Annotated in this window: 22 protein-coding genes; 14 read left to right on the top strand and 8 right to left on the bottom strand. The window is 73.7% G+C overall.

What is annotated here, in order from left to right:
* Positions 1–13 precede the first annotated feature (13 nt).
* The 5 genes from AB0761_RS32210 to AB0761_RS32190 all read left to right on the top strand — a co-directional run bounded on the left by AB0761_RS32210 (position 14) and on the right by AB0761_RS32190 (position 3,030).
* A complete protein-coding gene (locus AB0761_RS32210) occupies positions 14–535 on the top strand; it encodes a MauE/DoxX family redox-associated membrane protein (RefSeq protein WP_377272714.1) in 522 nt (173 codons plus the stop codon).
* 88 nt (positions 536–623) lie between these two features.
* Positions 624–1,055: a hypothetical protein gene (locus tag AB0761_RS32205; RefSeq protein ID WP_377272712.1), complete on the top strand. Its 432-nt coding sequence runs from the start codon at positions 624–626 to the stop codon at positions 1,053–1,055.
* Positions 1,052–1,174, top strand: coding sequence for a hypothetical protein (locus AB0761_RS32200; protein ID WP_377272710.1), 123 nt, complete (start codon positions 1,052–1,054; stop codon positions 1,172–1,174). The genes AB0761_RS32205 and AB0761_RS32200 overlap by 4 nt, the downstream gene beginning before the upstream one ends.
* Before the next feature lie 9 nt (positions 1,175–1,183).
* Positions 1,184–2,143 carry a hypothetical protein gene (locus AB0761_RS32195; protein WP_377272708.1) on the top strand — a complete coding sequence of 320 codons (960 nt, stop codon included), beginning with the start codon at positions 1,184–1,186 and terminating at the stop codon, positions 2,141–2,143.
* A gap of 20 nt (positions 2,144–2,163) precedes the next feature.
* Entirely contained in the window at positions 2,164–3,030 is an 867-nt protein-coding gene (locus AB0761_RS32190; protein ID WP_377272706.1) for an ABC transporter ATP-binding protein, read from the top strand.
* Positions 3,031–3,136: 106 nt separating this feature from the next.
* Here AB0761_RS32190 and AB0761_RS32185 read toward each other — a convergent pair whose 3' ends face one another.
* On the bottom strand, positions 3,137–3,949 hold the full coding sequence (locus tag AB0761_RS32185; RefSeq protein WP_377272704.1) for a BTAD domain-containing putative transcriptional regulator: 813 nt from the start codon (positions 3,947–3,949) through the stop codon (positions 3,137–3,139).
* 498 nt (positions 3,950–4,447) lie between these two features.
* Between AB0761_RS32185 and AB0761_RS32180 the strand changes: the two genes are divergently transcribed.
* Both AB0761_RS32180 and AB0761_RS32175 read left to right on the top strand, forming a co-directional pair.
* Entirely contained in the window at positions 4,448–4,996 is a 549-nt protein-coding gene (locus tag AB0761_RS32180) for a hypothetical protein (RefSeq protein ID WP_377272702.1), read from the top strand.
* 117 nt (positions 4,997–5,113) lie between these two features.
* A complete protein-coding gene (locus tag AB0761_RS32175) occupies positions 5,114–5,803 on the top strand; it encodes a DNA polymerase beta superfamily protein (RefSeq protein ID WP_377272700.1) in 690 nt (229 codons plus the stop codon).
* A 142-nt stretch (positions 5,804–5,945) separates the two neighbouring features.
* On the opposite strand, the gene AB0761_RS32170 is transcribed toward AB0761_RS32175, so the two are convergent.
* Positions 5,946–6,998 (bottom strand): NAD(P)-dependent alcohol dehydrogenase, encoded by a 1,053-nt coding sequence (locus tag AB0761_RS32170; RefSeq protein WP_377272698.1) that lies wholly within the window; start codon positions 6,996–6,998, stop codon positions 5,946–5,948.
* 99 nt (positions 6,999–7,097) lie between these two features.
* On the opposite strand from AB0761_RS32170, the gene AB0761_RS32165 reads away from it, so the two are divergent.
* A complete protein-coding gene (locus tag AB0761_RS32165; RefSeq protein WP_377272696.1) occupies positions 7,098–7,991 on the top strand; it encodes a helix-turn-helix domain-containing protein in 894 nt (297 codons plus the stop codon).
* Positions 7,992–8,151: 160 nt separating this feature from the next.
* On the opposite strand, the gene AB0761_RS32160 is transcribed toward AB0761_RS32165, so the two are convergent.
* Positions 8,152–9,072 (bottom strand): AEC family transporter, encoded by a 921-nt coding sequence (locus AB0761_RS32160; protein WP_377272694.1) that lies wholly within the window; start codon positions 9,070–9,072, stop codon positions 8,152–8,154.
* A 343-nt stretch (positions 9,073–9,415) separates the two neighbouring features.
* On the opposite strand from AB0761_RS32160, the gene AB0761_RS32155 reads away from it, so the two are divergent.
* Entirely contained in the window at positions 9,416–11,872 is a 2,457-nt protein-coding gene (locus AB0761_RS32155; RefSeq protein WP_377272692.1) for a SpoIIE family protein phosphatase, read from the top strand.
* 73 nt (positions 11,873–11,945) lie between these two features.
* Here AB0761_RS32155 and AB0761_RS32150 read toward each other — a convergent pair whose 3' ends face one another.
* Positions 11,946–12,338: a BlaI/MecI/CopY family transcriptional regulator gene (locus tag AB0761_RS32150; protein ID WP_377272690.1), complete on the bottom strand. Its 393-nt coding sequence runs from the start codon at positions 12,336–12,338 to the stop codon at positions 11,946–11,948.
* 316 nt (positions 12,339–12,654) lie between these two features.
* Here AB0761_RS32150 and AB0761_RS32145 point away from each other — a divergent pair, with 316 nt between their 5' ends.
* From AB0761_RS32145 to AB0761_RS32130, 4 genes are all read left to right on the top strand, one after another.
* Entirely contained in the window at positions 12,655–13,920 is a 1,266-nt protein-coding gene (locus tag AB0761_RS32145; protein ID WP_377272689.1) for a glycosyltransferase, read from the top strand.
* Entirely contained in the window at positions 13,917–14,669 is a 753-nt protein-coding gene (locus tag AB0761_RS32140) for a polysaccharide deacetylase family protein (protein ID WP_377272688.1), read from the top strand. The genes AB0761_RS32145 and AB0761_RS32140 overlap by 4 nt, the downstream gene beginning before the upstream one ends.
* A gap of 142 nt (positions 14,670–14,811) precedes the next feature.
* The gene (locus AB0761_RS32135) at positions 14,812–16,554 is read left to right on the top strand and encodes a PAS domain-containing protein (protein WP_377272687.1); all 1,743 of its coding nucleotides are present in this window, start codon (positions 14,812–14,814) and stop codon (positions 16,552–16,554) included.
* Positions 16,479–17,270, top strand: a complete 792-nt coding sequence (locus AB0761_RS32130; RefSeq protein ID WP_377272686.1) for a SpoIIE family protein phosphatase — start codon at positions 16,479–16,481, stop codon at positions 17,268–17,270. Before AB0761_RS32135 ends, AB0761_RS32130 begins: the two co-directional genes overlap by 76 nt.
* Before the next feature lie 47 nt (positions 17,271–17,317).
* Here AB0761_RS32130 and AB0761_RS32125 read toward each other — a convergent pair whose 3' ends face one another.
* The 4 genes from AB0761_RS32125 to AB0761_RS32110 all read right to left on the bottom strand — a co-directional run bounded on the left by AB0761_RS32125 (position 17,318) and on the right by AB0761_RS32110 (position 20,346).
* Positions 17,318–18,097: a tyrosine-protein phosphatase gene (locus tag AB0761_RS32125; protein ID WP_377272685.1), complete on the bottom strand. Its 780-nt coding sequence runs from the start codon at positions 18,095–18,097 to the stop codon at positions 17,318–17,320.
* A gap of 19 nt (positions 18,098–18,116) precedes the next feature.
* On the bottom strand, positions 18,117–18,584 hold the full coding sequence (locus tag AB0761_RS32120) for an MBL fold metallo-hydrolase (protein WP_377274447.1): 468 nt from the start codon (positions 18,582–18,584) through the stop codon (positions 18,117–18,119).
* Positions 18,505–19,125, bottom strand: coding sequence for an MBL fold metallo-hydrolase (locus AB0761_RS32115; protein ID WP_377272684.1), 621 nt, complete (start codon positions 19,123–19,125; stop codon positions 18,505–18,507). Before AB0761_RS32115 ends, AB0761_RS32120 begins: the two co-directional genes overlap by 80 nt.
* Positions 19,126–19,278: 153 nt before the next feature.
* Positions 19,279–20,346 (bottom strand): zinc-dependent alcohol dehydrogenase family protein, encoded by a 1,068-nt coding sequence (locus tag AB0761_RS32110; protein WP_377272683.1) that lies wholly within the window; start codon positions 20,344–20,346, stop codon positions 19,279–19,281.
* A 193-nt stretch (positions 20,347–20,539) separates the two neighbouring features.
* Here AB0761_RS32110 and AB0761_RS32105 point away from each other — a divergent pair, with 193 nt between their 5' ends.
* The gene (locus AB0761_RS32105) at positions 20,540–21,310 is read left to right on the top strand and encodes an SDR family NAD(P)-dependent oxidoreductase (RefSeq protein ID WP_377272682.1); all 771 of its coding nucleotides are present in this window, start codon (positions 20,540–20,542) and stop codon (positions 21,308–21,310) included.
* The last annotated feature ends 429 nt before the right edge of the window (positions 21,311–21,739 follow it).

Genomic DNA, 21,739 nt, shown 5'->3' with positions numbered 1-21,739 from the left:
GAGGAGGAGTTCCATGGACTACGTCGCCGTCGGCTGCCGCAGTCTGCTGGCCCTGGTGTTCCTGGCCTCCGCCGTCGGCAAGCTCCGCGGCAGGGCCGCGTACGCCGGGTTCCTGGCCGCCACCCGCAGGCTGGCACCGCGGTGGGCGCCCGTGTCCGGCACGGCGGCCGCCGTGGTGGGCGCGGAAGCCGCCGCGGTCCTGCTGGTCGCCGTACCCGTGACCGCCGCGGTGGGCTGCGGACTGGCGGTCGCCCTGCTGGGCGGCTTCACCCTCGCCGTCCTGGCCGCGCTGCGGCGTGACGAGAGGGCCCCCTGCGCCTGCTTCGGCACCTCACGCCGGGAACTCGGCTACGGCCAGGTCGTCCGCAACCTGTTGCTGCTGACCGCTGCCGCGCTGGGCCTGGCGGCCTCCGCAGGCCGAGAGGTGCCCGGTGACCCGGCAGGTGTGCTGACGGCCGTCGCGGTCGGCGCGGTGGCGGCGGCGCTCGCCTCCTTCGCCGACGACTTCATCGACCTGTTCCGCCCGATCGCCTGACCGTCCGTCGCCATCGCCCGGCCGTCCCGTCGCCCGGCCGTCCCGTCGCCACCGCCCGACCGTCCCGTCGCCCGACCTGGAGAGCACCATGCCGTACCTCGTCACACTCGTCGTCCTGCTGACCGTGCTCGGCCTGGTCAACCTCACACTGACCGTGGGAGTGATCCGGCGGCTGCGCGAGCACACCGACAAGCTCGCCGCCCAGGCCGATGCGGCGGCCGGCCGCAAGGCGGTCCTCGCCGAGGGCGAGTCCGCCGCGCCGTTCCGGACGCTGTCCACCGACGGATCGGATGTCTCCCGGGACCTGATCACCGAGCCGACCCTGATCGGTGCCTTCTCCCCCGGCTGCGAGGCCTGCCACGAGGCGCTGCCCGACTTTGTCGCGATGGCCCGGCGCTTCCCCGGGGGTCCGAGCGGGTCCTCGCGGTGGTCGTCGACGAGAAGGGCGAGTCGGGGCCGCAGCGCGAGCAACTGGAGCCGGTGGCCCGGGTGGTGGTCGAGGAGCTGGGCGGCGCATTGAGTTCCGCGCTGAAGATCCAGGCCTTCCCGGTCTTCGCCCTGATGGGGGCCGACGGCCTGATCATGGCCAGCGGACTGCGGCTGGACCAGGTCGTCACCTCCGCCCACGCCCACGCCTAGGCCGGCACCGTGTCACCGCAGTCGGGCCGGGCCAGGGCGACTCCGGCCGCCCTGGCCGCCGCGGTCTCCCTCGCCTGGCGGGCGGGCCGCCGGCACACCCTGGTGTACAGCGCGCTGGTGCTGGTCGAGGCCGCCGTGCCCGTGGCCGCGGCCTGGCTGACCAGGACCGCCCTCGATGTGATCGTGGACCGCTCGTCCGACCGGGCGGTGCTGGTCGCGGTCGCCGCGGGCCTGGCCGCCACCGGGGTGTGCTCCAGCGTGCTCCCCCACCTCTCCCGGTACTTCCGCCAGGAGCTGGAGCGCCGCACCGGGCGGCTCGCCCAGGACCGGCTCTTCGCCGCCGTGGAGGGCTTCACCGGCCTGGCCCGCTTCGAGGACCCGCAGTTCCTGGACCGCATGGGCCTGGCCTACCAGTCCGGGGGCAGCACACCGAGCGCCGTGGTCGCCGGCGCGCTGTCGATCGGCCGGGGTCTGATCACGGTGCTGGGATTCCTCGGCACACTGCTGCTGGTCAACGGGCTGCTGGCGGTCGCGGTCCTGGTCGCGGCCCTACCCGCGCTGGTCGCGGAGCTACGGCTGTCCAGGCAGCGCGCCGGCATGCTCTGGCGGATCGGCCCGGCGGAGCGGCGGGAGCTGTTCTACCGTCAGCTGCTGACCAGTGTGAGAGCCGCCAAGGAGCTGCGGCTCTTCGGCGCGGGGCGCCACTTCCGCGAGCGGATGACCGCGGAGCGCCGTGCCACCGACGCCGAACGGCGCGCCCTGGACCGCCGGGAGCTCGGCACCGAGAGCGGACTCGGGCTGCTGTCCGCCGTGATCGCCGGGGCCGGCCTGGTCTGGGCGGTCCTCTCCGCGCACGACGGGCACCTCACCGCCGGTGACGTCGTCCTGCTGGCCACCTCCCTGGTGGGCGTGCAGGCCGCGATCGCGGGCCTGGTGAATGAGGTGACGGCGGCCACCAGCACCTGCTGACCTTCGACCACTACCTCGCGGTGACCGGCGCCGGGCCCGACCTGCCGCTCGCCACCGAACCCGCCGCCGCGGAACCGCTGCGCCGCGGTGTGGAGTTCCGCGACGTCTGGTTCCGCTACTCCCCCGAGCACCCCTGGGCGCTGCGCGGCGTCAGCTTCACCGTCCCGTTCGGTGCCACCGTCGGGCTGGTGGGCCGCAACGGTGCCGGCAAGAGCACCGTGGTCAAGCTGCTGTGCCGGTTCTACGACCCCACCCGCGGAGCGATCCTCTGGGACGGCGTGGACCTGCGCGACCTCGACCCGGCCGAACTGCGCCGACGCATCGGCGCGGTCTTCCAGGACTACATGGAGTACGACCTGACCGCCGCGGAGAACATCGCCCTGGGCGATGTGGACCACCGGGGCGCCCCGACCACCGATGCCGGGCGGATCGAAGCGGCGGCACGCAGGGCCGGGGCACACGAGGCGGTCGCCGCGCTCCCGCAGGGCTACGGCACCATGCTGACCAGGATGTTCTTCGGGCCCGACGAGGGCGGGGACGCCGAGGCCGGGGTGGTGCTCTCGGGCGGGCAGTGGCAGCGGCTCGCGCTGGCCCGAGCGGTGCTGCGGGACGGGCACGATCTGCTGATCCTGGACGAGCCCAGCTCCGGCCTGGATGCCGAGGCCGAGCACGAGATCCACAGCAGCCTGCGCGCGCACCGGGCCGGCCGCACCAGTCTGCTGATCTCCCATCGCCTGGGGTCGATCCGGGAGGCCGACCTGCTGGTCGTCCTCGAGGAGGGACAGGTGGCCGAGCGGGGATCGCACGACGACCTGCTGCTGCTGGGCGGGATCTACCAGCGGCTCTTCGATCTGCAGGCCCAGGGCTACCAGGGTGCGGAGAACTGATGGCCGCAGCGGCGGCCGGCCGGGTGGCGCGGGTCCGGTCAGGGGCTTCCAGTGGTCAGTGGAGTCCGGTGGCCAGTGGAGTCCGGTGGCCAGTGACTCCTGTTGTTCAGTGGCGCCTGGTGTGCCGGGGCCCCCGGCAGCGGGGCCGCGCCCTTCGCCAGGCGATCACCGGTCCGTCCAGCCTGGGGTCGCGGCTCAGCATCATCCGGTGCAGCTCGGTGAGCCCGGGCCCCGGCTCGACGCCGAGGTGCAGGCCGAGCGCCTGTCTGGCCTCGGCATAGACGGTGAGCGCACCGGCCACATCGCCGGTGCCGTACAGCGCCACCATCAGATGCCCCCACAGGCGCTCCCTGGTCGGCCTGAGCGCCAGGGCGTCCCGCAGCCCGTCGATGACCTCGCTGAACCGCCCGAGCGCCAGTCTCGCCCGCGCGGACTCTTCCACCGCCAGATAACGCTGCTCCTCCAACGCGTCGAGCTGGGCCTCCAGGCCGATCGTCCGGGGGACGTTCTCGGCTGCGGCGCCCCGCCAGAGGTCCAGCGCGGCCGTGAAACAGCGCAGCGCCGGCTCGTGCTCGGACTGCGCCATGGCGGCGCGTCCCTGGCGCACCAGCTCCCGGAAGTCGAGGACGTCCAGCTCCCCGGGCTGGACGGTGAGCCGGTACCCGGGGGCGTGTGCACGCAGGCGGTCACCCCCGACGCTTCTGCGCAGCAGATTGGCGTAGCTGCGGACGTTGGCGAGTGCCGACTTGGGCGGGCTGTCCTCCCACAGGGCGGTGAACAGCCGGTCCACCGACACCGGCCGGTTCGGTTCCAGCAGCAGACAGGTGAGCAGCAGCCGCTGTTTGGCCGCGCCCACGGGCAGCGCCTCACCGTCGCGCCACACCTGCAATGGTCCGAGAATCCCGAACCTGAGATCCATTCATGTTCCCCCGTTCACATGCAGAGCCGGGAGCACGCGATGGGAGCGCTCCCACTGACATGACGTTTGACGCTACGCATGTGTCGATCATGTGTCAATGAGTGCGGAATTGCTGGCTCCAGACCGTCCGCGATCGGCCTCGGGAGACATCAACTTTTCTACCCTGCAAGGTAATTGACTGGCAATCAGCAAGATTTGCCAACAATCTCGACGCTGGTGTCGCCGCACCCCCCGGGAACCCGAGGGACCGGGGCCCTGGCCGGTCCCGTGTCCGGCGTTCCTGCGGCGCTCGTGCCGCGAAGAACAGGCAGGACCGCCGCACGCGAGCCCCACCGGGCACCGGCGCGACCGTGAAAGGGTGCCCCCATGAGCAGTTCGCTCCTCTATCGGCTGCAGGAACCACTGCCCGGCGCCGCCACCCCCCTCGCCAGGGCCCGCACCCTGCCGAGCAGCCACGGGAACCCCGAGCTGAGCCTCCCCTGACCGCAGCTCGGCCCGGTGGCCACCACCGGCCGGCTCGCCCACGCCATCGAGCACTTCCCGTACGTCCGGGTCGCGGCGGCCCGCGACCCGGTGGCGGAGGCCGCCCTGCTCGCCGGACTCGACCGGCGGGGCGTCGCCCGCCGGGTCGTCGAGGACGGCTACCGGCTGCTGCTGGAGGTGGATCTGCACCCCGGACTCGAACGCGCTGTGGCCGCTGCCCGAGGGATGTACGTCTCCCTCGGGGGCACCGCGCCCCTCGGCGACGAGGACACCGAGGAGGACGACTGCACCACCGAGACCACACTGGACGCCATGGTCTCCGGCCTCGGCCCGCCGACCCTGGACGTCCAGTGGGAGGGACCGTTGCAGGGCCTCCCCGACGCCAGGATGTGCGGGGTGCAGCTCTGCCTCAACAGCGAGTGGACCAGCCGGCATGCCGAGCCCTGCCCCGGCGCCTTCAACGTCCACCTCTCCATCGGCACCCGCCTCGCCGACCAGGCGGTCATGGACGAGTGGCTGCGCGACAGCGGTCTGCCGCTCGGAGCGGCGCAGCCCGGCTGGTGAGGCCGGGCCGCGACCGGCTCAGACCGGGCGGCGGTGAGCGGACCGGGACGGAAATGCGGTGCGTGGCACCGCGGCGCTCCGGCACACTCGAGCGGTCCGCCCAGGGAGGGGCCCACCATGCACATCCTGCTGTCCGGCATCGTCGGTTCCACCGCGTACGGCCTGGCCCACGAGGGCTCGGACATCGACCGCCTCGGTCTGTTCGCCGCGCCCACGGAGGAGTTGCACGGACTGCACCGCCCGGCGGAGTCCCAGGTGTCCACCCGTCCTGACCGGACGCTCCATGAGGCGGCCAAGTGGTGCCGGCTCGCCCTGTCCGGCAACCCCACCGTGATGGAACTGGTGTGGCTGCCCGACGAGCTCTACGAGGTACGGACACCGCTCGGGGACGAGCTGATAGGCCTGCGCGGCGCGCTGCTCTCCGCCCGCGGGGTGCGCAACGCCTATCTCGGCTATGCCACGCAGCAGTTCCGCAAGCTCCAAGCACGGGGCGACGGCACCTTCTCCAGCGAGACGCGCCGCCGCAGCGCCAAGCACGCCAGGCATCTGGTGCGGCTGACCGAGCAGGCGGTGGAGCTGCACCGGACCGGGCGGCTGACCATCCGGCTGGCCGATCCCGGGCGGATCCGGGAACTGGGCGAGCGCATGGTGGACGATCCGTCGGTGGGCGAGCGGATCATCGCACGGGCCGAGGCCGCACTGGACGGGCCCGGTGTGCTGCCCGGGTCACCGGACGAGGCCGCCGCGGATGCGTGGCTGCGCCGGGTGCGGGCGTTCCACTTCGGGCGGCAGGCGGTCGGGGCCTGACCCCGGCCGGCGACCCCGCGAGCGGCGCCGCACCGGGCCGGCGACGCAGTCGGCGTCGGCGGCCCGGGGCGGTGGCACCGCCGGGCGGTCACCGTGGGCAGCCCCGGGGACGGACGGAGTACCGCCCGATCCTGACGTATGATCAGATCGTCGCGGTGTCGATCACGAACCGGTAGCGCACATCGCTGGTGAGCACCCGGTCATAGGCTTCGTTGATCCGGTCGGCGCTGATCACCTCGACCTGCGCCCCGATGCCGTGCTCCGCGCAGAAGTCCAGCATCTGCTGCGTCTCCGGAATGCCGCCGATCATGGAGCCGGCCAGCGCCTTGTTCCCACCGATCAGCGAGAAGACCTGGACCGGGACGGGGTGCCCCGGGGCGCCGACCTGCACCATGGTGCCGCCGGCCTTCAGCAGGCGGAGGTAGGCGCCGAAGTCCAGGTCGGCGGAGACCGTGTTGAGGATCAGGTCGAAGGAGTTGGCGAGCTGCCCGAAGGTCTCGGGGTCCGCGGTCGCGTAGTAGTGGTCGGCGCCGAGCGCCAGCCCGTCGTCCTTCTTGCGCAGGGACTGGCTGAGCACGGTCACCTCCGCGCCCATCGCATGGGCGATCTGGACGGCCATGTGCCCGAGCCCGCCGAGACCGACGACGGCAACCTTCCTCCCCGGGCCCGCGCCCCAGCGGTTGAGCGGGGAGTAGGTGGTGATGCCCGCGCACAGCAGCGGGGCTGCGACATCCAGGCCGATGCCCTCGGGGATGCGCAGCACATAGCGCTCGTCTACCACGATCCTGGTGGAGTAGCCGCCGTAGGTGGGCTCGCCGTCGCGGCCGACCGAGTTGTAGGTGCCGGTGTTGCCGTTCGGTCCCGTGCAGAACTGCTCGGTCCCCGCAAGGCACTGCTCGCACTCACGGCAGGAGTCGACGAAGCAGCCGACACCCACCCGGTCGCCCACCTGATGGCGGGTCACCCCGGAGCCGACCGCGGAGACCGTGCCCGCGATCTCATGCCCGGGGACCATCGGGAACAGGGCGGGTCCCCACTCCTCGTGCACCTGGTGAATGTCGGAGTGGCAGATACCGGCGTAGGCGATGTCGATCAGCACATCGTGTTCACCCAGCTCACGGCGAGGAATCTCGGTCCGCTCCAGCGGTGCCTTGGGGGCCGGTGCGGCATAGGCGGGAACAGTGGTGACAGTCATGCCCACCATCCTGTGCGCAGGCCCGTCCCGGAGCCAGCTCCTTCCTGTGCGTACGCCTGCTGTTCGTACCACCGACAGAATCACCCTCATACTCGCCCCATGGACCAGCGCACCGCCCTGAGCGAGTTCCTCCGTTCCCGCCGCGCCCGGTTGCAGCCGGAGGACGTCGGGCTGCCGTACTTCGGCAGCCGGCGGCGTGTGCCGGGGCTGCGCCGGGAGGAGCTGGCCCAGCTCGCCGGAGTGAGCGTCGCCTACTACGTGCGGCTGGAGCAGGGGAACGCCCAGAATGTCTCCGCCACCGTGCTCAACGCGGTCGCCGAAGCCCTCCGGCTGGACCCCGCCGAGCGCGAGCACCTCAACCACCTGGCCAAGCCCCGCCCGCGCCGCCCGCGTACGACGGCCCGCCCGCAGCGGGTCCGTCCCGCACTCCAGCATCTGCTGGAGGCGATGGAGGGCATCCCCGCGTATGTGATCGGCCGGCGCAGCGATGTCATCGCCTGGAACCGGATGGCCGGTGCGCTCTTCGGGGACTTCTCGGCGATGCCGCCGGACCAGCGCAACATGGCATGGCTGATCTTCATGGACCAAGCCTCCCGGGAGCTTTACGACGACTGGGAGAGCAAGGCCCGCGACGTGGTGGCCGGGCTGCGGATGGACGCGGGGCGCTATCCGGACGATCCCCGGCTGGCCTCGCTGATCGGGGAGCTGTCCGTCAAGAGCGAGGAGTTCCGGTGCTGGTGGGCGGCGCACGATGTGCGGGGCCGCGGGCCGTGTGTGAAGCGGCTGCACCACCCCGTGGTGGGCCACCTCACGCTGGCGTACGAGACTCTGGTGCTGCCGATCGACCCGGACCAGCTGCTGGTGACCTATCACGCCGAGCCCGGTACCCCCTCCGCCGAGGGCCTGCGTCTGCTGGCGAGCTGGACCGCGGAGCAGGTCCCCGAGGGACCCGGGCCCGCCGAGCACGGCACCCTGCACGGCGGCGTGGCCTGAGCGGACCCGCGGGTGACGAGGGACCAGGCCGCCGCCGAGGTGCGGCCCGGCCGTGACACCGCGGGGCGTGGACGTCTTCGGGAAGCCCGGCCGGGGTGGCGGTGCCGGTCCGGCCTCCGTCCGGCTGGTGGCCGCACCGCCGGGGAGGGACGCCCTGCGGTCAGCCCAGCACCGCCGCCACGGTGGTCAGCACCGGTACCGCCAGGATCGTGGAGAGCAGGATCGACTCGCGGGCCAGCCGCACACCGGTCTGGTAGCGCGAGGCGTAGGTGAAGAGGTTCTGCGCGGCCGGAAGGGCGGAGGTCACCACGACGTCGAAGACGGCCGCCCGGCCCAACCGGAACAGGCCCGCGGCGAGCACCCAGGCGACCAGTGGCTGCGCAAAGGCCTTGAGGGAGGCGGAGAGCAGCACCGGCCAGCGGTCCGGGCCGCGCCCCGGCAGTGTGCTGCCGCACAGCGAGATGCCGAACGCCAGCAGTACCGCGGGCACGGACATGTCCCCGAGCAGGGTGATCGGCTCCAGGACCGGTCCGGGCAGCCGCCAGCCCGCCGCACTCACCACCACCCCGCTCAGCGAACCCAGCACCACGGGGTTGCGGAACGGGGTGAGCAGCCGGTGCATCGGCCGCCCCCGCGAGTCGGGCCGGGAGAGGTCGACCACGGTGAGCGCCAGCGGGGTGACGACCAACTGCTGGAAGAGCAGCACCGGGGCGACCAGGGTGGCGTCGCCGAGGACGTAGACCGCGATGGGGATGCCCAGATTGCCGGCGTTGACATAGCTGGAGCACAGCGCCCCGATGGTGGTGCGGCCCACGCTCCAGCGACGGGCCGCACCCACCGCCACGAACATCCCGGCGACCAGGAAGGTACTGAGCGCGGTCACCAGCAGGGGGGTCGAGAGGATCACCGTCAGGTCCGCCTGTGCGACGGTCCGGAACAGCAGCGCGGGTGTCGCCACCGTGAAGGCCAGCCGGGTCAGTACCTCGCGCGCACCCTCGCCCAGGGAGCCGCGCCACCCCAGCAGGTAACCGGTGGCGACGATACTGGCGATCACCGCGAACCCCGTGATCACTCCAGCCATGACCTGCACTCTCGGCGGTCCCGGGCGCCGGGGTCAAGGAGATCCCTGCGGAGGAGATCGACATCACCCGTGCCCGGCCCGGGGCGCTCAGCGGCCGACCGGGTCCACGACGGGGTTCACGACCGGGTCCAGCGGCCGATGAAGTCCCGGGGCCTACGGGCCGAAACCGGGCGGTCGGAGGCCCCCGTCCGGAGCGCCCGCAGCCGTCGGCCGCCCACCGCACCGGGCCGCACCCGCGGCGCCGTCCGCCGGGAGCGGCCACGGAGCGGATCTCCTGCCGCGCAACTAGGGTGCTGAGGAGGAGAGACCCCGGTGGCGAAGCGCCAGAAACGTCTGGACGGCTATGGACAGAGAGCTCGGCGGCGTCGGCGACCCTGCGGGCGGCCCACCGGCCGACCCGCTCGAGGGTATGCGGGCCGCCACCGCGATGCTGGACGCACAGGGCCATATCGTCGGCTGGAGTACCGCGGCGGAGCAGCTGGTGGCCCGCCCGGCCGCGGAGGTGCTGGGCCTTCCGGTGACCCGGCTGCTGGCCGGGGCGGGACGGGGCCGGATCGAGGCGGTGGTGGAGCAGCTGCTGGCAGCCGGGCAGCCGTGGCAGCGGGCCATGCTGATCCGCAGAGGGGACGGCCGTCTGCTCTCCGTGACGGCGCGGGCGTTCCCCTCGATCGGCCCGGAGGCGGCACCGAGCTGGGTGCTGCTGGCCGCTCCGGCGGCGGAGACCCGCCGCCGGGAGGAGGAGCAGGCGGTGCTGACGGCCCTGTTCACCGACGCGCCGGTGGGGCTGATGGTCTCCGACCCGGGACTGCGCTGCATCCGCCGCAATCCGGCGCTGGAGCGGATGACCGGTGTCCCCAACCGCGAGCGCATGGGCAGACGCATCCGCGACTCGCTGCCCGAGATGAACCCCACCGTGGTGGAGACGGCGATGCGGGAGGTGCTGGAGTCGGGCGCACCGCAGCTGGACATCGTCCAGCAGGGCCACACCCCGGCCTCCCCCGACCAGGAGGTCACCTGGTCGACCGGCCTCTTCCGGCTGCAGGACCCCCGCGGCGGGGTCATCGGGGTCTGCCATGTGGTCACGGACATCACCCAGCGCCGGCGGACCCTGGCGCGGGTGGACCTGATCAACGAGGCCAGTCTGCGGATCGGCACCACGCTGGATGTGACGCGCACCGCACAGGAGCTCGCCGAGGTGGCCGCGCCGGCGCTCGCCGACACGGTGACCGTCGACCTGCTGGACTCGGTGCTGAAGGGCGAGGAGCCGTCGCCGGGCCCGGTGGAAGAGGGCGTGGTGCTGCGTCGCTCCGGCTACCGCTCCGACTGGAAGGGGCCGTCGCGGGCGGTGTACCAGGTCGGTGAACTGACCCGGTTCTCCCCGTCCTCACCGCAGGCGAGCTGTATGGCGGACCTCCAGGCGCGGCTGGTCTCACTGACAGGTGAACCACAGGACTGGCTGTCGCACGAGCCCCGGCGCGCCAGGGCGCTTGCCGAGGCGGGCGTGCACTCGCTGATCGCCGTACCGCTGACCGCACGGGACGTGCTGATGGGGGTGGCCACCTTCTACCGGTGGCGCAAGCCGTATCCGTTCGACGACGAGGACCTCAGCCTCATGAATGAACTCGCCGCGCGTGCCTCGGTCTGCATCGACAACGCGCGGCGCTACACCTGGGAGCACCACGCCACCCTGGCGCTGCAACGCCGGATGCTGCCCAGTGCGTCGCCCGCGCTGACCGCTCTGGAGACCGCCGGCCGGTACCAGCCCGCCGGTGAGAAGTCCGAGGTGGGCGGCGACTGGCTGGATGTGATCCCGCTGTCCGGCGCCCGGGTCGCGCTGGTGGTGGGCGATGTCCCCGGACACGGCTTCCAGGCCGCCGCCACCATGGGGCGGCTGCGCACCGCGGTGCACACCCTGGCCGATCTCGACCTGGCTCCGGACGAGCTGCTCACCCATCTGGACGATCTGGTCGCCCGCCTCGTGGAGGATGACGAGGGCGTGTCCGCGAGTTCCGCCGATGGTCAGGTGACCGGTGCCACCTTCCTGTACGCGGTGTACGACCCCTCCGACCGGCGCTGCACGCTGGCCAGCGCAGGCCACTACCCGCCCGCGGTGGTGCACCCCGACGGCAACGTCAGCTTCCCCGATCTGCGGCCCGGTCCGCCGCTCGGTCTGGGCGGTGTGCCCTTCGAGACCACGGAACTGGAACTCCCCGACGGCAGCCTGCTGGCCCTCTACACCAACGGCCTGCTCCAGGCCAGGGACCCTGACATCGACATCGGGCTGGCGGAGCTGCGCCGCATCCTGGGACATCCGGAGCGCTCACTGGAGGAGATCTGTGACCAGGTGTTCTCGGCCATGCTGCCGTTCCGGCCGCCGGACGACGTCTCGCTGCTGATCGCCCGCACCCGGGCGCTCGGTCCGGACCAGGTCGCCTCCTGGGATCTGCCGTCCGATCCCGCCATGGTGCTGAACGCCAGGACGCTGGCCACCGACAAGATCGCCGACTGGGGCCTGGCCGACACCCTGTTCACGGCCGAGCTGGTGGTCAGTGAGCTGGTCACCAACGCGATCCGCTACGGCCGCCCGCCGATCCGGCTGCGGCTGATCCGTGATTCCGCGCTGATCTGCGAGGTCTCCGACGGCAGCAGCACCTCCCCGCATATGCGGCGGGCCCGTCCGGACGACGAGGGGGGCCGCGGCCTCTTCCTGATCGCCCAGCTGACGCAGCGCTGGGGGACCCGCTACTCGGCGACCGGCAAGACCATCTGGGCCGAGGTGCCGCTGTCCCCGCTCGGCTGAACCGGTCGGGTGTCACCACGACCGGACCGGCACTGCCCCCATCGGGCCTTGCGCTGTACCGAGGGGGACCGGCTCAGCGCTCCGCGTCGCCGTGCAGCAGCCGCTGCAGCAGCCGCTCGTCCTCGTCGGTCAGCTCGGAGACAAAGCGTGCCAGCACCGCCTGGCGGTCGGAGCCGCGCTCCAGCAGCGAGAACATCCGGCCCGCGGTGTCCGCGGCCTCGTCCCGCACCGGCTCGTAGGCATAGCCGCGGCCCTTGCGACGCCGGGTCAGCCGGCCCTTCGCATGCAGACGGGACAGGATGGTCAGCACCGTGGTGTAGGCCAGCTGCCCGGGCAGCCGCTCCCCCGCCTGGGCGGCGGTCAGGGGGCCCTCGGCCGCCCACAGCACCGTCATGACCTGGGCTTCCAACTCCCCCGCGGCCTTGCGGCCCGCCCTGCCCGGCTGCTGGTCGTGCCCGTCCGGCACCTCGCACCTCTTCCTGGTCCTCTCGGCCGCTGCGCCGGGGGGCGCCGCGTTCTCCCCGGGGGCGCACCCGTCCCGGGGCGGGGCTGCCGGGGAGACATCCAACGTACTACGCCCGGTAACGGGCCGTTCGCCATGGAGCCGCAGGATGCGGCAGGGGGTGGGATCCGGCCAGCTACTACACGTTGTAGAGTTTGGCACGCCCGGGCCCGGACTGCCCCCTCGCCCGCACCTCAGGCGTGCCCCGAGGCACCCCCCGGGCCCGGCCGAAGCTCCGGACCACAGCGTTTCCCCCCTCGCCACAGGAGGCTGCTCGGCCGTGTCGTACATAGCCAGTCCGGTGGATGCGGACGCCGCAGCCCACCACACCGGCCCGTCCGGGCAACCCGCTCCGGGCCGGGTGGTGGTCGTCTCCGCCAGTGTGGGGGCCGGCCACGACGGCGCCGCCGACCAGCTCGGCCGCCGCCTGACCGCCCTGGGCTGGCCGGTGGAGCGGTGGGACTTCCTGGACCTGCTCCCCGCCCGCACCGGGCAGCTGATGTGCGGCTCCTACCACCGGATGCTGGCCCTGGCGCCCTCGCTGTACCAGCGCATCCACGACACCACCGAGCGCGCCGGCCGGCCCGGCGCCCTGCAGAGGGCGCTGCTGGGCCGGGCACAGTCCCGGCTGCTGCGCCGGCTGCCCGCCGACACCCGTGCGGTGGTCTCCACCTATCCGCTGGCCGGCCAGGCCCTGGGCGCCCTGCGGCGCAGCGGACGGCTCTCCGTGCCGGTGATCACCTATCTGACCGACTTCTCCGTGCATCCGCTGTGGGTGGCGCCCGGTGTGGACGTCCATCTGGCCGCCCATGCGATACCCGCTGCGGAGGCGGCCGGCCACGGCGCAGCCGGGACGCTGGTCGCCGGACCGCTGGTCGACGAGCGCTTCACCCCCGCCGGCGCCGTCGAACGCCGGGCGGCACGCGCCCGATTCGGCCTGCCCGCCGACGAGCGGCTGGCGCTGCTGGTCGCCGGTTCCTGGGGCGTCGGCGAGGTCGCCCGGGTCGCCGCCGAGGTCCGCGACTCCGGTACCGCCCTGCCGGTCGTGGTGTGCGGCCGCAACGAGGCCCTGCGCCGGCGCCTGCTGGCGGCGGGCATCCGGCATGTGTACGGATGGGTGGCGGACATGCCGGGCCTGATGCACGCCGCCGACGTCCTGGTGCAGAACGCGGGCGGGCTCACCTCGCTGGAGGCCTTCGCCAGCGGGCTTCCGGTGGCCGGCTACCGCTGCCTCCCCGGTCACGGCCGGACCAACGCCGCCGCCCTGGACCGGGCCGGGCTGGCCGTGTGGATCCGCGACCCGGAGCGGTTGGCGGCGGTGCTCGCCGAGCTGATGGACGGACCGCGCGGCCGCGGCCAGCGCGCCGCGGGTCTGGCGCTGTTCGCCTCTCCGGGCGGCCCCGCCCACGCCGTCGTCCGCGCTGCGGTCTCGGCGTCGGTCTCGGCGGCACCATGGATCCCAGCACCGCGGGACGTCCAGGACCCCGCATACCGCACCGCGCCGCTCGGCACCCTCACCGACCTGGCCCAGGGAGGCCACCGATGACCCCGGTCACCCCGCATCGCACCGTCCTCGCCGCAGGAGCTGCGGCCGCCGCCGCGCTGGTTGTGCAGGCCGCCCCCGTCGTCTCCACCTTCGGGCCGCTGCGCAACCGGTTGATGCCCGGTCTGGCGGGTGTCGGGCGCCCCGACCACGTCGCGCTGACCTTCGACGACGGACCCGACCCGATCTCCACCCCGCGCTTCCTGTCCCTGCTGGAGAAGCGCGGGGTCCGGGCGACCTTCTTCATGCTCGGCTCGATGCTCACCCTCGTCCCGGAACTGGCCAGGGAGATCAGCGCCGCCGGTCACGAGATCGGCATCCACGGCTGGGCCCACCGCCCCCTGCTGCTGCGCAGCCCCCGCGCCACCTACCGCGACCTGGCCAGAGCGCGCGACGCCGTGGCCGAGACCACCGGAAAGGTGCCCCGGCTCTTCCGTCCCCCGTACGGCGTGATGAGCACGGCCGCGCATCTGTCCGCCCGGCAGCTGGGCCTCACGCCGGTGCTGTGGACCAGCTGGGGCGAGGACTGGACGAGCCGGGCCACCCCCCTCTCGGTGTACGGCACGGTCACCCGGGATCTGCACGGCGGCGGCACCGTCCTGCTGCACGACTCCGACTGCACCTCCGCACCGGCCGCCTGGCAGTCGGCGCTGGGGGCCCTCCCGGGCATCCTCGACCTGTGCGAGCAGCGGGGCTGGGAGGTCGGGCCGCTGCGCGAGCACGGCGTACCGACCCTGCCGGCACGGCCCTGACCTGCGCCTCTCAGGCACGCACGGCGGCCCGCCGGGGGGCGGGCGCCGGAGGCGGCCTCGCACGGCCGCGGGATCGGCGCACGCCTCCCGCACGGGCGGCAGCCGAGTGGTGCGGGGTGCCGAATGGGTGTGACATATGGGCATGGGCGACACCGTGGTCCCCGAAACCGCCGGTGGCCTTCCCGAGCCGAGCGGCGATGCCTTCGCCGTCCTCGACGGACACGGTGCGCTGGCGGGCTGGAGCGCCGGTGCGCAGCAGCTGCTCGGCTACACGGCGGACGAGGTCCGCGGGCGCGGTGCGGCCGAACTGCTGTGGTCCCCGTCGGACGCCGACGGGCTGGTGCGGCGCGGCCGGACCGCCGAGTCCGGGCTGCTGGGGCCGGTGTCCCTGCGCCATCGCGACGGCAGCGAGGTCGAGGTGGTGCTGTGGGCGCACAGCATGGTCTCCGCGGCCGGCGAGCCGCAGTGGCTCCTCCAGGCGGACGGGGCGGCGGCCGTCCGCAACGCGGATCTGCGCCGCTCGCTGCTGCGGGGCCTGTTCATGGAGTCGCCCTTCATCATCGACGTCTTCGACTCACAGCTGCGGCTGCTGGCGCAGAACGACTCGCAGCGCCGCGCCGAGGGGTTCACCGAGGAGACCGTGGGCCGCACGATGCGGGAGGCCGCGCCGCCCGGGCTGCTGGACATGGCCGCGCTGGAGGCGCGCCAGCGGCAGGTGCTGGAGACCGGCACCGCACTGATCGGCACGGAGGTGCACGGCCGCAATCCGGCGGACCCCGGTCTGGACACCGTCTGGTCGGAGAGCATCCTGCCGCTGCGCAGCAGCGCGGGCGAGATCGTGGCACTGGCGCACCTGGTGGCCGATGTCACCGAGGAGGCCCAGGCACGCGAGCGGCTGGCGCTGGTCAACGACTCCAGCGTCAGCATCGGCAGCACCCTCGATGTGCTGCGCACCGCGCAGGAACTGGCCGACTTCGCCGTGCCGAGGTTCGCCGACTACGCCTATGTGAACCTGCTGGACGCGGTGTTCAGCGGTGCGGAGCCGGTCGCCGGACCGCCGGTCGATGCGGCGCCGCTGCGCCGGGCCGCGAAGACGATGATCACCGGGGGACCCGAGGTACGGATGGTCGCCATCGGGGAGATCGACCCGATGGCCTCACGTCCGGGCTCTCCCACGCTGCGGGCGCTGGTCGACGGCAAACCGCGGCTGCTGAGCGGGGAGGCGCTGGCCGCCCGCTTCCCCCCGGCCGACGAGCGCGGGGCGGCACTCCGCCGCTTCGGCATCCACTCCCTGATCCTGGTGCCGATGCACGCACGGGGAGCGGCGCTGGGCACCGCCGTCTTCTTCAGGTTCCGGCGGGTCGGCCCCTTCGAGCCCGACGATGTGCTGCTGGCCCGGGAATTCGTGGCACGGGCCGCGGTGTGCATCGACAACGCCGCGCGCTACACCCGGGAGCGGACCACCGCGCTGGCCCTGCAGCGGAGCCTGCTGCTCCAGCGGCTGCCGGAACTGCGCACCCTGGACGCGGCGTCCCGCTATCTGCCGCCCGGCGGCCATGCCGTGCTGGGCGGCGCCTGGTTCGACGTGATCCCGCTGTCGTGCGCCCGGGTCGCCCTGGTGGTCGGGGACACCCCCGGCGAGGGGGTCCATGCGGCGGTGGCGATGGGGCGGCTGCGCACCGCGGTACGCACCCTCTCGGACCTCGACATGGCCCCCGATGAACTGCTCACCCATCTGAGTGGCCTGGTGAAGCGTGCCGGGGACGAGCAGGGCCTCGGCCCACCCGCCGAGCGGGGGAGACGACCTGCATGTACGCCGTCTTCGACCCCATCTCCCAGCGGTGTGCGCTGGCCAGTGCGGGCCACCCGTGGCCGGCTCTGGTGACGACCGCCGGCGCTGTGGAGTTCCCCGGCCTCACCCCGGGCGCGCCGCTGGGCATCGACGGGGCCCCCTACGAGAGCTATGAGATGACGTTGTCCGGCGGTGATCTGCTGGTGCTGTACTCGGCGGGGCTGCTGGCGGCCGACGTCGGTGGGCCGCCCGGTCACGGCGCGGACCGGCTCCGAGCGGCGCTCGGCAGCGCCGGCGTCCCTGAGCTCGCGGCGGAGCCGGACCGGGCGGGCGGCCTCGACGCGGTCTGCGACGCCCTGCTGCAGCGGCTGCCGCCGCACCGGTCGGGCGATGTGGCGCTGCTGGTCACCCGGTCCCGTGGGCCCGACGCGGACCGCCATGCCACCTGGGACGTGCCGGCAGAACCCGAGGCGGTGGGGCAGGCCCGGTCGCTGACCGGCGACAAGCTGACCGAATGGGGCCTGGACGAGCTGGAGTACACCGCGCAGCTGCTGGTCAGCGAACTGGTCACCAATGCCGTCCGGTACGGCAACCCGCCGATCCGGCTGCGGCTGATCCTCGACCGCAGACTGATCTGCGAGGTGTCCGACGGCAGCAGCACCTCGCCGCATGTGCGGCGCGCGCTGAAGACGGACGAGGGCGGGCGCGGGCTCTTCCTCGTCACCCAGCTGGCGGAACTCTGGGGCACCCGCTACGACGCCCGGGGCAAGGCCGTCTGGGCGGAGCTGCCGCTGCCCGCGGAGGCCTGACCGGGCCGTTCCCCGCCACCCCCCGCCGGGGAACGGCCGACGGGGCCTCAGCCGGCCGCGGGCACGACCAGGACGGCCCGGAGACCGTCGAGTTCGGCCGGGGTGAGGCCCTGCCGCAGCAACCACTCCGCGCCGCCGCCGAAGTCGCTGTGCAGGGTGTCCAGGAAGCGCAGCATCACCTCGGCGTCGGCCGACATATGGCCGTGCCCCACCGAGGGCAGCCGCTGGTAGGAGGGGAGTACCGCCAGCCGGGCCCGGATCCGCGCCACCCGCTGGGCGGTCAGGGCATAGTCGGCCGCGACGGCGTCGGCCGGCACCCCGACGGCGTCCAGCAGCAGGGCCGCCAGCACACCGGTGCGGTCCTTGCCGACGGCGCAGTGGAAGACCACCGCGTGCCGCTCGGAGTCGCCGACGATCCGGGCGGCGGCGACCAGGGTCTCCCCGCTGCCCGCCAGCAGCCCGCGGTAGAAGTCGAGGAGGTCGCCGCCGGACGAGTCCGGTACCGCGTCCGCGGTCTGCGGCCGCGGGGTGCGGACCGGCAGATTGACCCGCTGGACGGCGGCGGACTCCAGGAGTCCGTGCCCTTCGAGGGCGGACTCCCGGCGGCCCCGCAGATCGATCACCGTCCGCAGCCGCAGCCCGTCGACCAGCGTCGCCACATCGTCGGCGGTGGCCTGCTGGGGGGTGCTCGCCCGGAAGACGACGCCGCGCCGGGTGGTGCCGCCGCCCTGTACGGGGAGGCCTCCCAGATCCCGGACATTGTCGATCTCGGCGAACTCCACCCAGCGTGGCGCAACCGCTACCGGACCGTTCTCCACTGCTGTCATCTGCCCTCCCGGCAGGAGATCACCGGTCATGGCCGGTGAAGGGAACAAGGGCCCAGCAGGTGGGCGGGCCCGGCCTCGCCTCGGCCAGCCCCAGGCGCCGCAGCCGGGCGAGCAGGGCGAGGGCACGGGAGACCGAGACATGCAGCGCAAAGCCGCGCAGGCCCTCCAGGGTGCCGCGCCGGCTCAGCCGGCCGGCGATCTCCCAGGCGGTGGCCGGGCCGGCGCGCAGCGCCTGGACGGCGGCCTCGATGCGCGCCAGGTGGTGGCTGCGCAGTTCGGCCAGGCGGGCGGGCAGATCGGTGAAGCGCTGCTCATGGGCGGGGAGCACCTCGTCGGGGTGCAGCCCTTCCAGCCGGTCCAGGGAGTCCAGATAGCCGCCGAGCGGGTCGTCGTGGGGGCCCTGGGGTTCATGGACGGCCACCACGGTGCGGGGCAGCACCTGGTCGCCGGCGAGCAGCAGCCGGTTGCGGGCGTCCCAGAAGCACAGGTGCCCGGGGGTGTGACCGGGGGTCCACAGGGCGGTGAGGTCCGCCGGGGACCTGCGGCCGGTGGCCGTCCTCCAGCAGGACGTCCGGTCCGTCCGCACGGTGCCCGCGCTGCCTGCCGGCCTCGGCGAGCGCCTGGTCGACGGCGGCGGGGGGTGCCCCGGCGCGGCGCAGCAGGGCGGCCAGCCGCTCGGCCGGGTCCTCGCGGTAGCGCGGCAGCTGGGCCGCGTCCAGGGGGTGCAGGGCTATCGGGGCGCCGGAGGCCTCGCGGATGCGCGGGGCCATGCCGTAGTGGTCCAGGTGGGAGTGGGTGACCAGCACCCCGCGGACGTCCTCGACCCCGGTGCCGAGCGCGGAGAGCCCTGCGGTGAGGGTCTGCCAGGCGTCCTCGGTGTCCCAGCCCGCGTCGATCAGCCAGGGCCCCGCGTCGGTCTCCAGGACGTACACCGTCACCGAGCGCGGGGGGACCGGCAGCGGCAGCGGGAGTGCCCACAGCCCCGGTCTCACCGGGGTGGGCGGTGCCGACTGTGACGCGGACGCCATACCACCACTCCCGCAACCGGTTCCGTCGGACGACCGGTTGCACCGTATCGATCCCCGGCGGCCGCCGCAGTGGCCGTCGTCACTCCGCTGTCCGGCGCCGCTGGTGACGGCCGGTGCGGCGCGGTCCGTCGGCCTGCGCGGGCACCCGCGGAGTCAGCTGCCGAGGGCCTCCTCCGGGCCATGAGGGGTGATCACCGTGACCCCGGCGCCGGGAGCCGCGTCCATGGCGGTGAGCGCCGCGGGGACGTCGTCCAGACCGATGGTGCGGGTGAGCAGCCGGTCGGGACGCAGCTCACCGGCGGCGACCATCCGCATCATCGGCGGGTAGTCATGGGCGGCCATGCCATGGCTGCCCAGCACCTCCAGCTCCCAGGCCACCACCCGCTCCATGGGCACCGCCGTCAGTCCGTCGACGGAGGGCAGCAGGCCCACCTGCACATGCCGGCCGCGCCGACGCAGGCCCAGTACGGATGCCGCGCAGGTCTGCGGGCTGCCCAGCGCGTCCAGGGACAGCTGCGCCCCGCCGCCGGTGGCCTCCCGCACGGCCTGCGCGGCCCCGCCCGGTGCGGCGGCGGCGTCGATGCAGACCGCGGCGCCGAACTGCCGGGCCAGGTCGAGCGCGGCCGGGGAGACATCGACCGCGGCGACCCGTGCTCCGGCGGCGACCGCGATCATCACCGCGGAGAGTCCCACGCCACCGCACCCGTGCACGGCCACCCACTCGCCGGGGCGGACCCGGCCCTGCCCCACCACGGCACGGAAGGCGGTGGCGAACCGGCAGCCCAGACCCGCCGCGGTGGCGAAGGACAGCTCGGGCGGCAGGGCGACCAGGTTGACGTCCGCGTCCTCGATCAGCGTGTACTCGGCGAAGGACCCCCAGTGGGTGAAGCCGGGCTGGGTCTGCCGCTCGCACACCTGGTGGTCGCCGGCCACGCAGGAGGCACAGCGTCCGCAGGCACAGACGAACGGGACGGTGACCCGGTCCCCGAGCCGCCATCCGGTGACCCGGGAACCCACCGCCTCGACGGTGCCCGCCAGTTCATGGCCGGGGACGTGCGGCAGCCCGATGCCCGGGTCATGGCCCATCCAGCCGTGCCAGTCACTGCGGCACAGCCCGGTCGCGGACACCCGCACCACCACCCCGGCCGGGGTCGGCTCGGGGGTGGGGACCTCCCGGACCTCCGGCTTCCGCTGGAACTCGTCGAACACCACCGCGCGCATCCGGCGCCCTCCTCCGCAGGCAGATCCAAGAGCGGCAGCATCTCATCGGGGGACCCCCGGCATCGACCGGCCATGGCTGGTTGACGGGCGGCGGCGCCGGGTGCCAGGCTCTCGGGATGAGAGCGCTCCCATGGCCTGCCCCGGCGGACGGAGACGCTGCGCCCCACCCGTTCGTCAGGCGCGAGGGACCACCATGAGCAGCATCTTCATCACCGGTTCGACGCAGGGCATCGGTCTGGAGACCGCCCGGACGCTCGCTGCTGCCGGGCACCGTGTGGTGGTGCACGCCCGCGACGACGCCAGGGCGGCGGACGTCCGGGGCGCACTGTCCGCAGCGACGGTGGTGGGGGACCTCGCCTCGCTGGCCGGGACCCGGGCCGTCGCCGAGGCGGCCACGGCGGCGGGCCCCTTCGACACCGTGATCCACAACGCGGGCCTGGGCGGGGGCGCCCCGCAGCGCACGGTGACCGCGGACGGCCTGGAGCTGCTCTTCCAGGTCAATGTGGTGGCCCCGTACCTCCTGACGGCTCTGATGCCGAGGCCCGCCCGGCTGGTGTACCTCACCTCCGGGCTGGAGGCCGCGGGCCGTCTGCGCTGGGACGACCTCCAGTACGAGCACCGGGCGTGGGACGGCATGCAGGCCTACTCCGACTCCAAGCTGCACGATGTCCTGCTCGCCTTCGCCGTGGCGCGGCGCTGGCCCGACGTGCCCACCGATGCGGTCGACCCCGGCTGGGTGAGGACCCGGATGGGCGGCCCCCACGCCACCGACGAGTTGCCGCAGGGGGCGGACACCCAGGTCTGGCTGGCCACGGCCACCGGCCCCGAGGCGGCGGCGGGCGGCAGGTACCTCAAGCACCGGCAGTCGCTCAAGGCCAATCCGGCCGCCTATGACGAGGCGGAGCAGGAGCGGCTGCTCTCGGTCCTCGGGGGGATCACCGGCGTCAGCCTGCCTGTCGCCTGACCCACCGTCACACCGGCTCTGCCGGCTCCGCGTCCCGCCTCCCCGCCCCGGGCAGTCCTGCGCCGGACCTGTGACGGGACGGCCGCGCCCCGCCCGTACGACCGGCGGCGCCGCGAGACGCGCCCGCTCAGGCCCGGTCCCCGTACCACCGCGCCTCGGAGGGCGCCGGGCCCGACAGCGGTGTGCATCCCCAGGCCTGGACGGTGGCGACGCGCGGTGACGCGGGGTCGGACAGCCATGCCCGGAACCTGATGTCGATACGCTTCGACTTGCGATCGACGCAACCCACCCGAATCCGACGAGGCATGGCAAAGCCCGCAACGCGGTGGCCACCCCGGACTCTGGAACAGAGCAGTTCAGGCCGGGCAGTTGGCGATGACTTCAGCCTCGTCCCTTGACACCGCTGATTGAGGCGATCAGCATCGAAGC

The organism is Peterkaempfera podocarpi (genome assembly GCF_042466665.1).
Classification (GTDB): Bacteria; Actinomycetota; Actinomycetes; order Streptomycetales; family Streptomycetaceae; genus Peterkaempfera; species Peterkaempfera podocarpi.
Note: the sequence above shows the minus strand (reverse complement) of the source record. Positions and strands in the feature narration are given on the sequence as shown.

What these genes read in the sequence shown, in the direction of transcription:
- AB0761_RS32210 (WP_377272714.1), top strand. Translation starts at nt 14, where the DNA reads ATGGACTACGTCGCCGTCGGCTGCCGCAGTCTGCTGGCCCTGGTGTTC.
- AB0761_RS32115 (WP_377272684.1), bottom strand. Translation starts at nt 19,125, where the DNA reads ATGGCGTCCGCGTCACAGTCGGCACCGCCCACCCCGGTGAGACCGGGG.
- AB0761_RS32185 (WP_377272704.1), bottom strand. Translation starts at nt 3,949, where the DNA reads ATGGATCTCAGGTTCGGGATTCTCGGACCATTGCAGGTGTGGCGCGAC.
- AB0761_RS32165 (WP_377272696.1), top strand. Translation starts at nt 7,098, where the DNA reads ATGGACCAGCGCACCGCCCTGAGCGAGTTCCTCCGTTCCCGCCGCGCC.
- AB0761_RS32170 (WP_377272698.1), bottom strand. Translation starts at nt 6,998, where the DNA reads ATGACTGTCACCACTGTTCCCGCCTATGCCGCACCGGCCCCCAAGGCA.
- AB0761_RS32110 (WP_377272683.1), bottom strand. Translation starts at nt 20,346, where the DNA reads ATGCGCGCGGTGGTGTTCGACGAGTTCCAGCGGAAGCCGGAGGTCCGG.
- AB0761_RS32175 (WP_377272700.1), top strand. Translation starts at nt 5,114, where the DNA reads ATGCACATCCTGCTGTCCGGCATCGTCGGTTCCACCGCGTACGGCCTG.
- AB0761_RS32105 (WP_377272682.1), top strand. Translation starts at nt 20,540, where the DNA reads ATGAGCAGCATCTTCATCACCGGTTCGACGCAGGGCATCGGTCTGGAG.
- AB0761_RS32155 (WP_377272692.1), top strand. Translation starts at nt 9,416, where the DNA reads ATGGACAGAGAGCTCGGCGGCGTCGGCGACCCTGCGGGCGGCCCACCG.
- AB0761_RS32160 (WP_377272694.1), bottom strand. Translation starts at nt 9,072, where the DNA reads ATGGCTGGAGTGATCACGGGGTTCGCGGTGATCGCCAGTATCGTCGCC.
- AB0761_RS32205 (WP_377272712.1), top strand. Translation starts at nt 624, where the DNA reads ATGCCGTACCTCGTCACACTCGTCGTCCTGCTGACCGTGCTCGGCCTG.
- AB0761_RS32135 (WP_377272687.1), top strand. Translation starts at nt 14,812, where the DNA reads ATGGGCGACACCGTGGTCCCCGAAACCGCCGGTGGCCTTCCCGAGCCG.
- AB0761_RS32125 (WP_377272685.1), bottom strand. Translation starts at nt 18,097, where the DNA reads ATGACAGCAGTGGAGAACGGTCCGGTAGCGGTTGCGCCACGCTGGGTG.
- AB0761_RS32140 (WP_377272688.1), top strand. Translation starts at nt 13,917, where the DNA reads ATGACCCCGGTCACCCCGCATCGCACCGTCCTCGCCGCAGGAGCTGCG.
- AB0761_RS32130 (WP_377272686.1), top strand. Translation starts at nt 16,479, where the DNA reads ATGTACGCCGTCTTCGACCCCATCTCCCAGCGGTGTGCGCTGGCCAGT.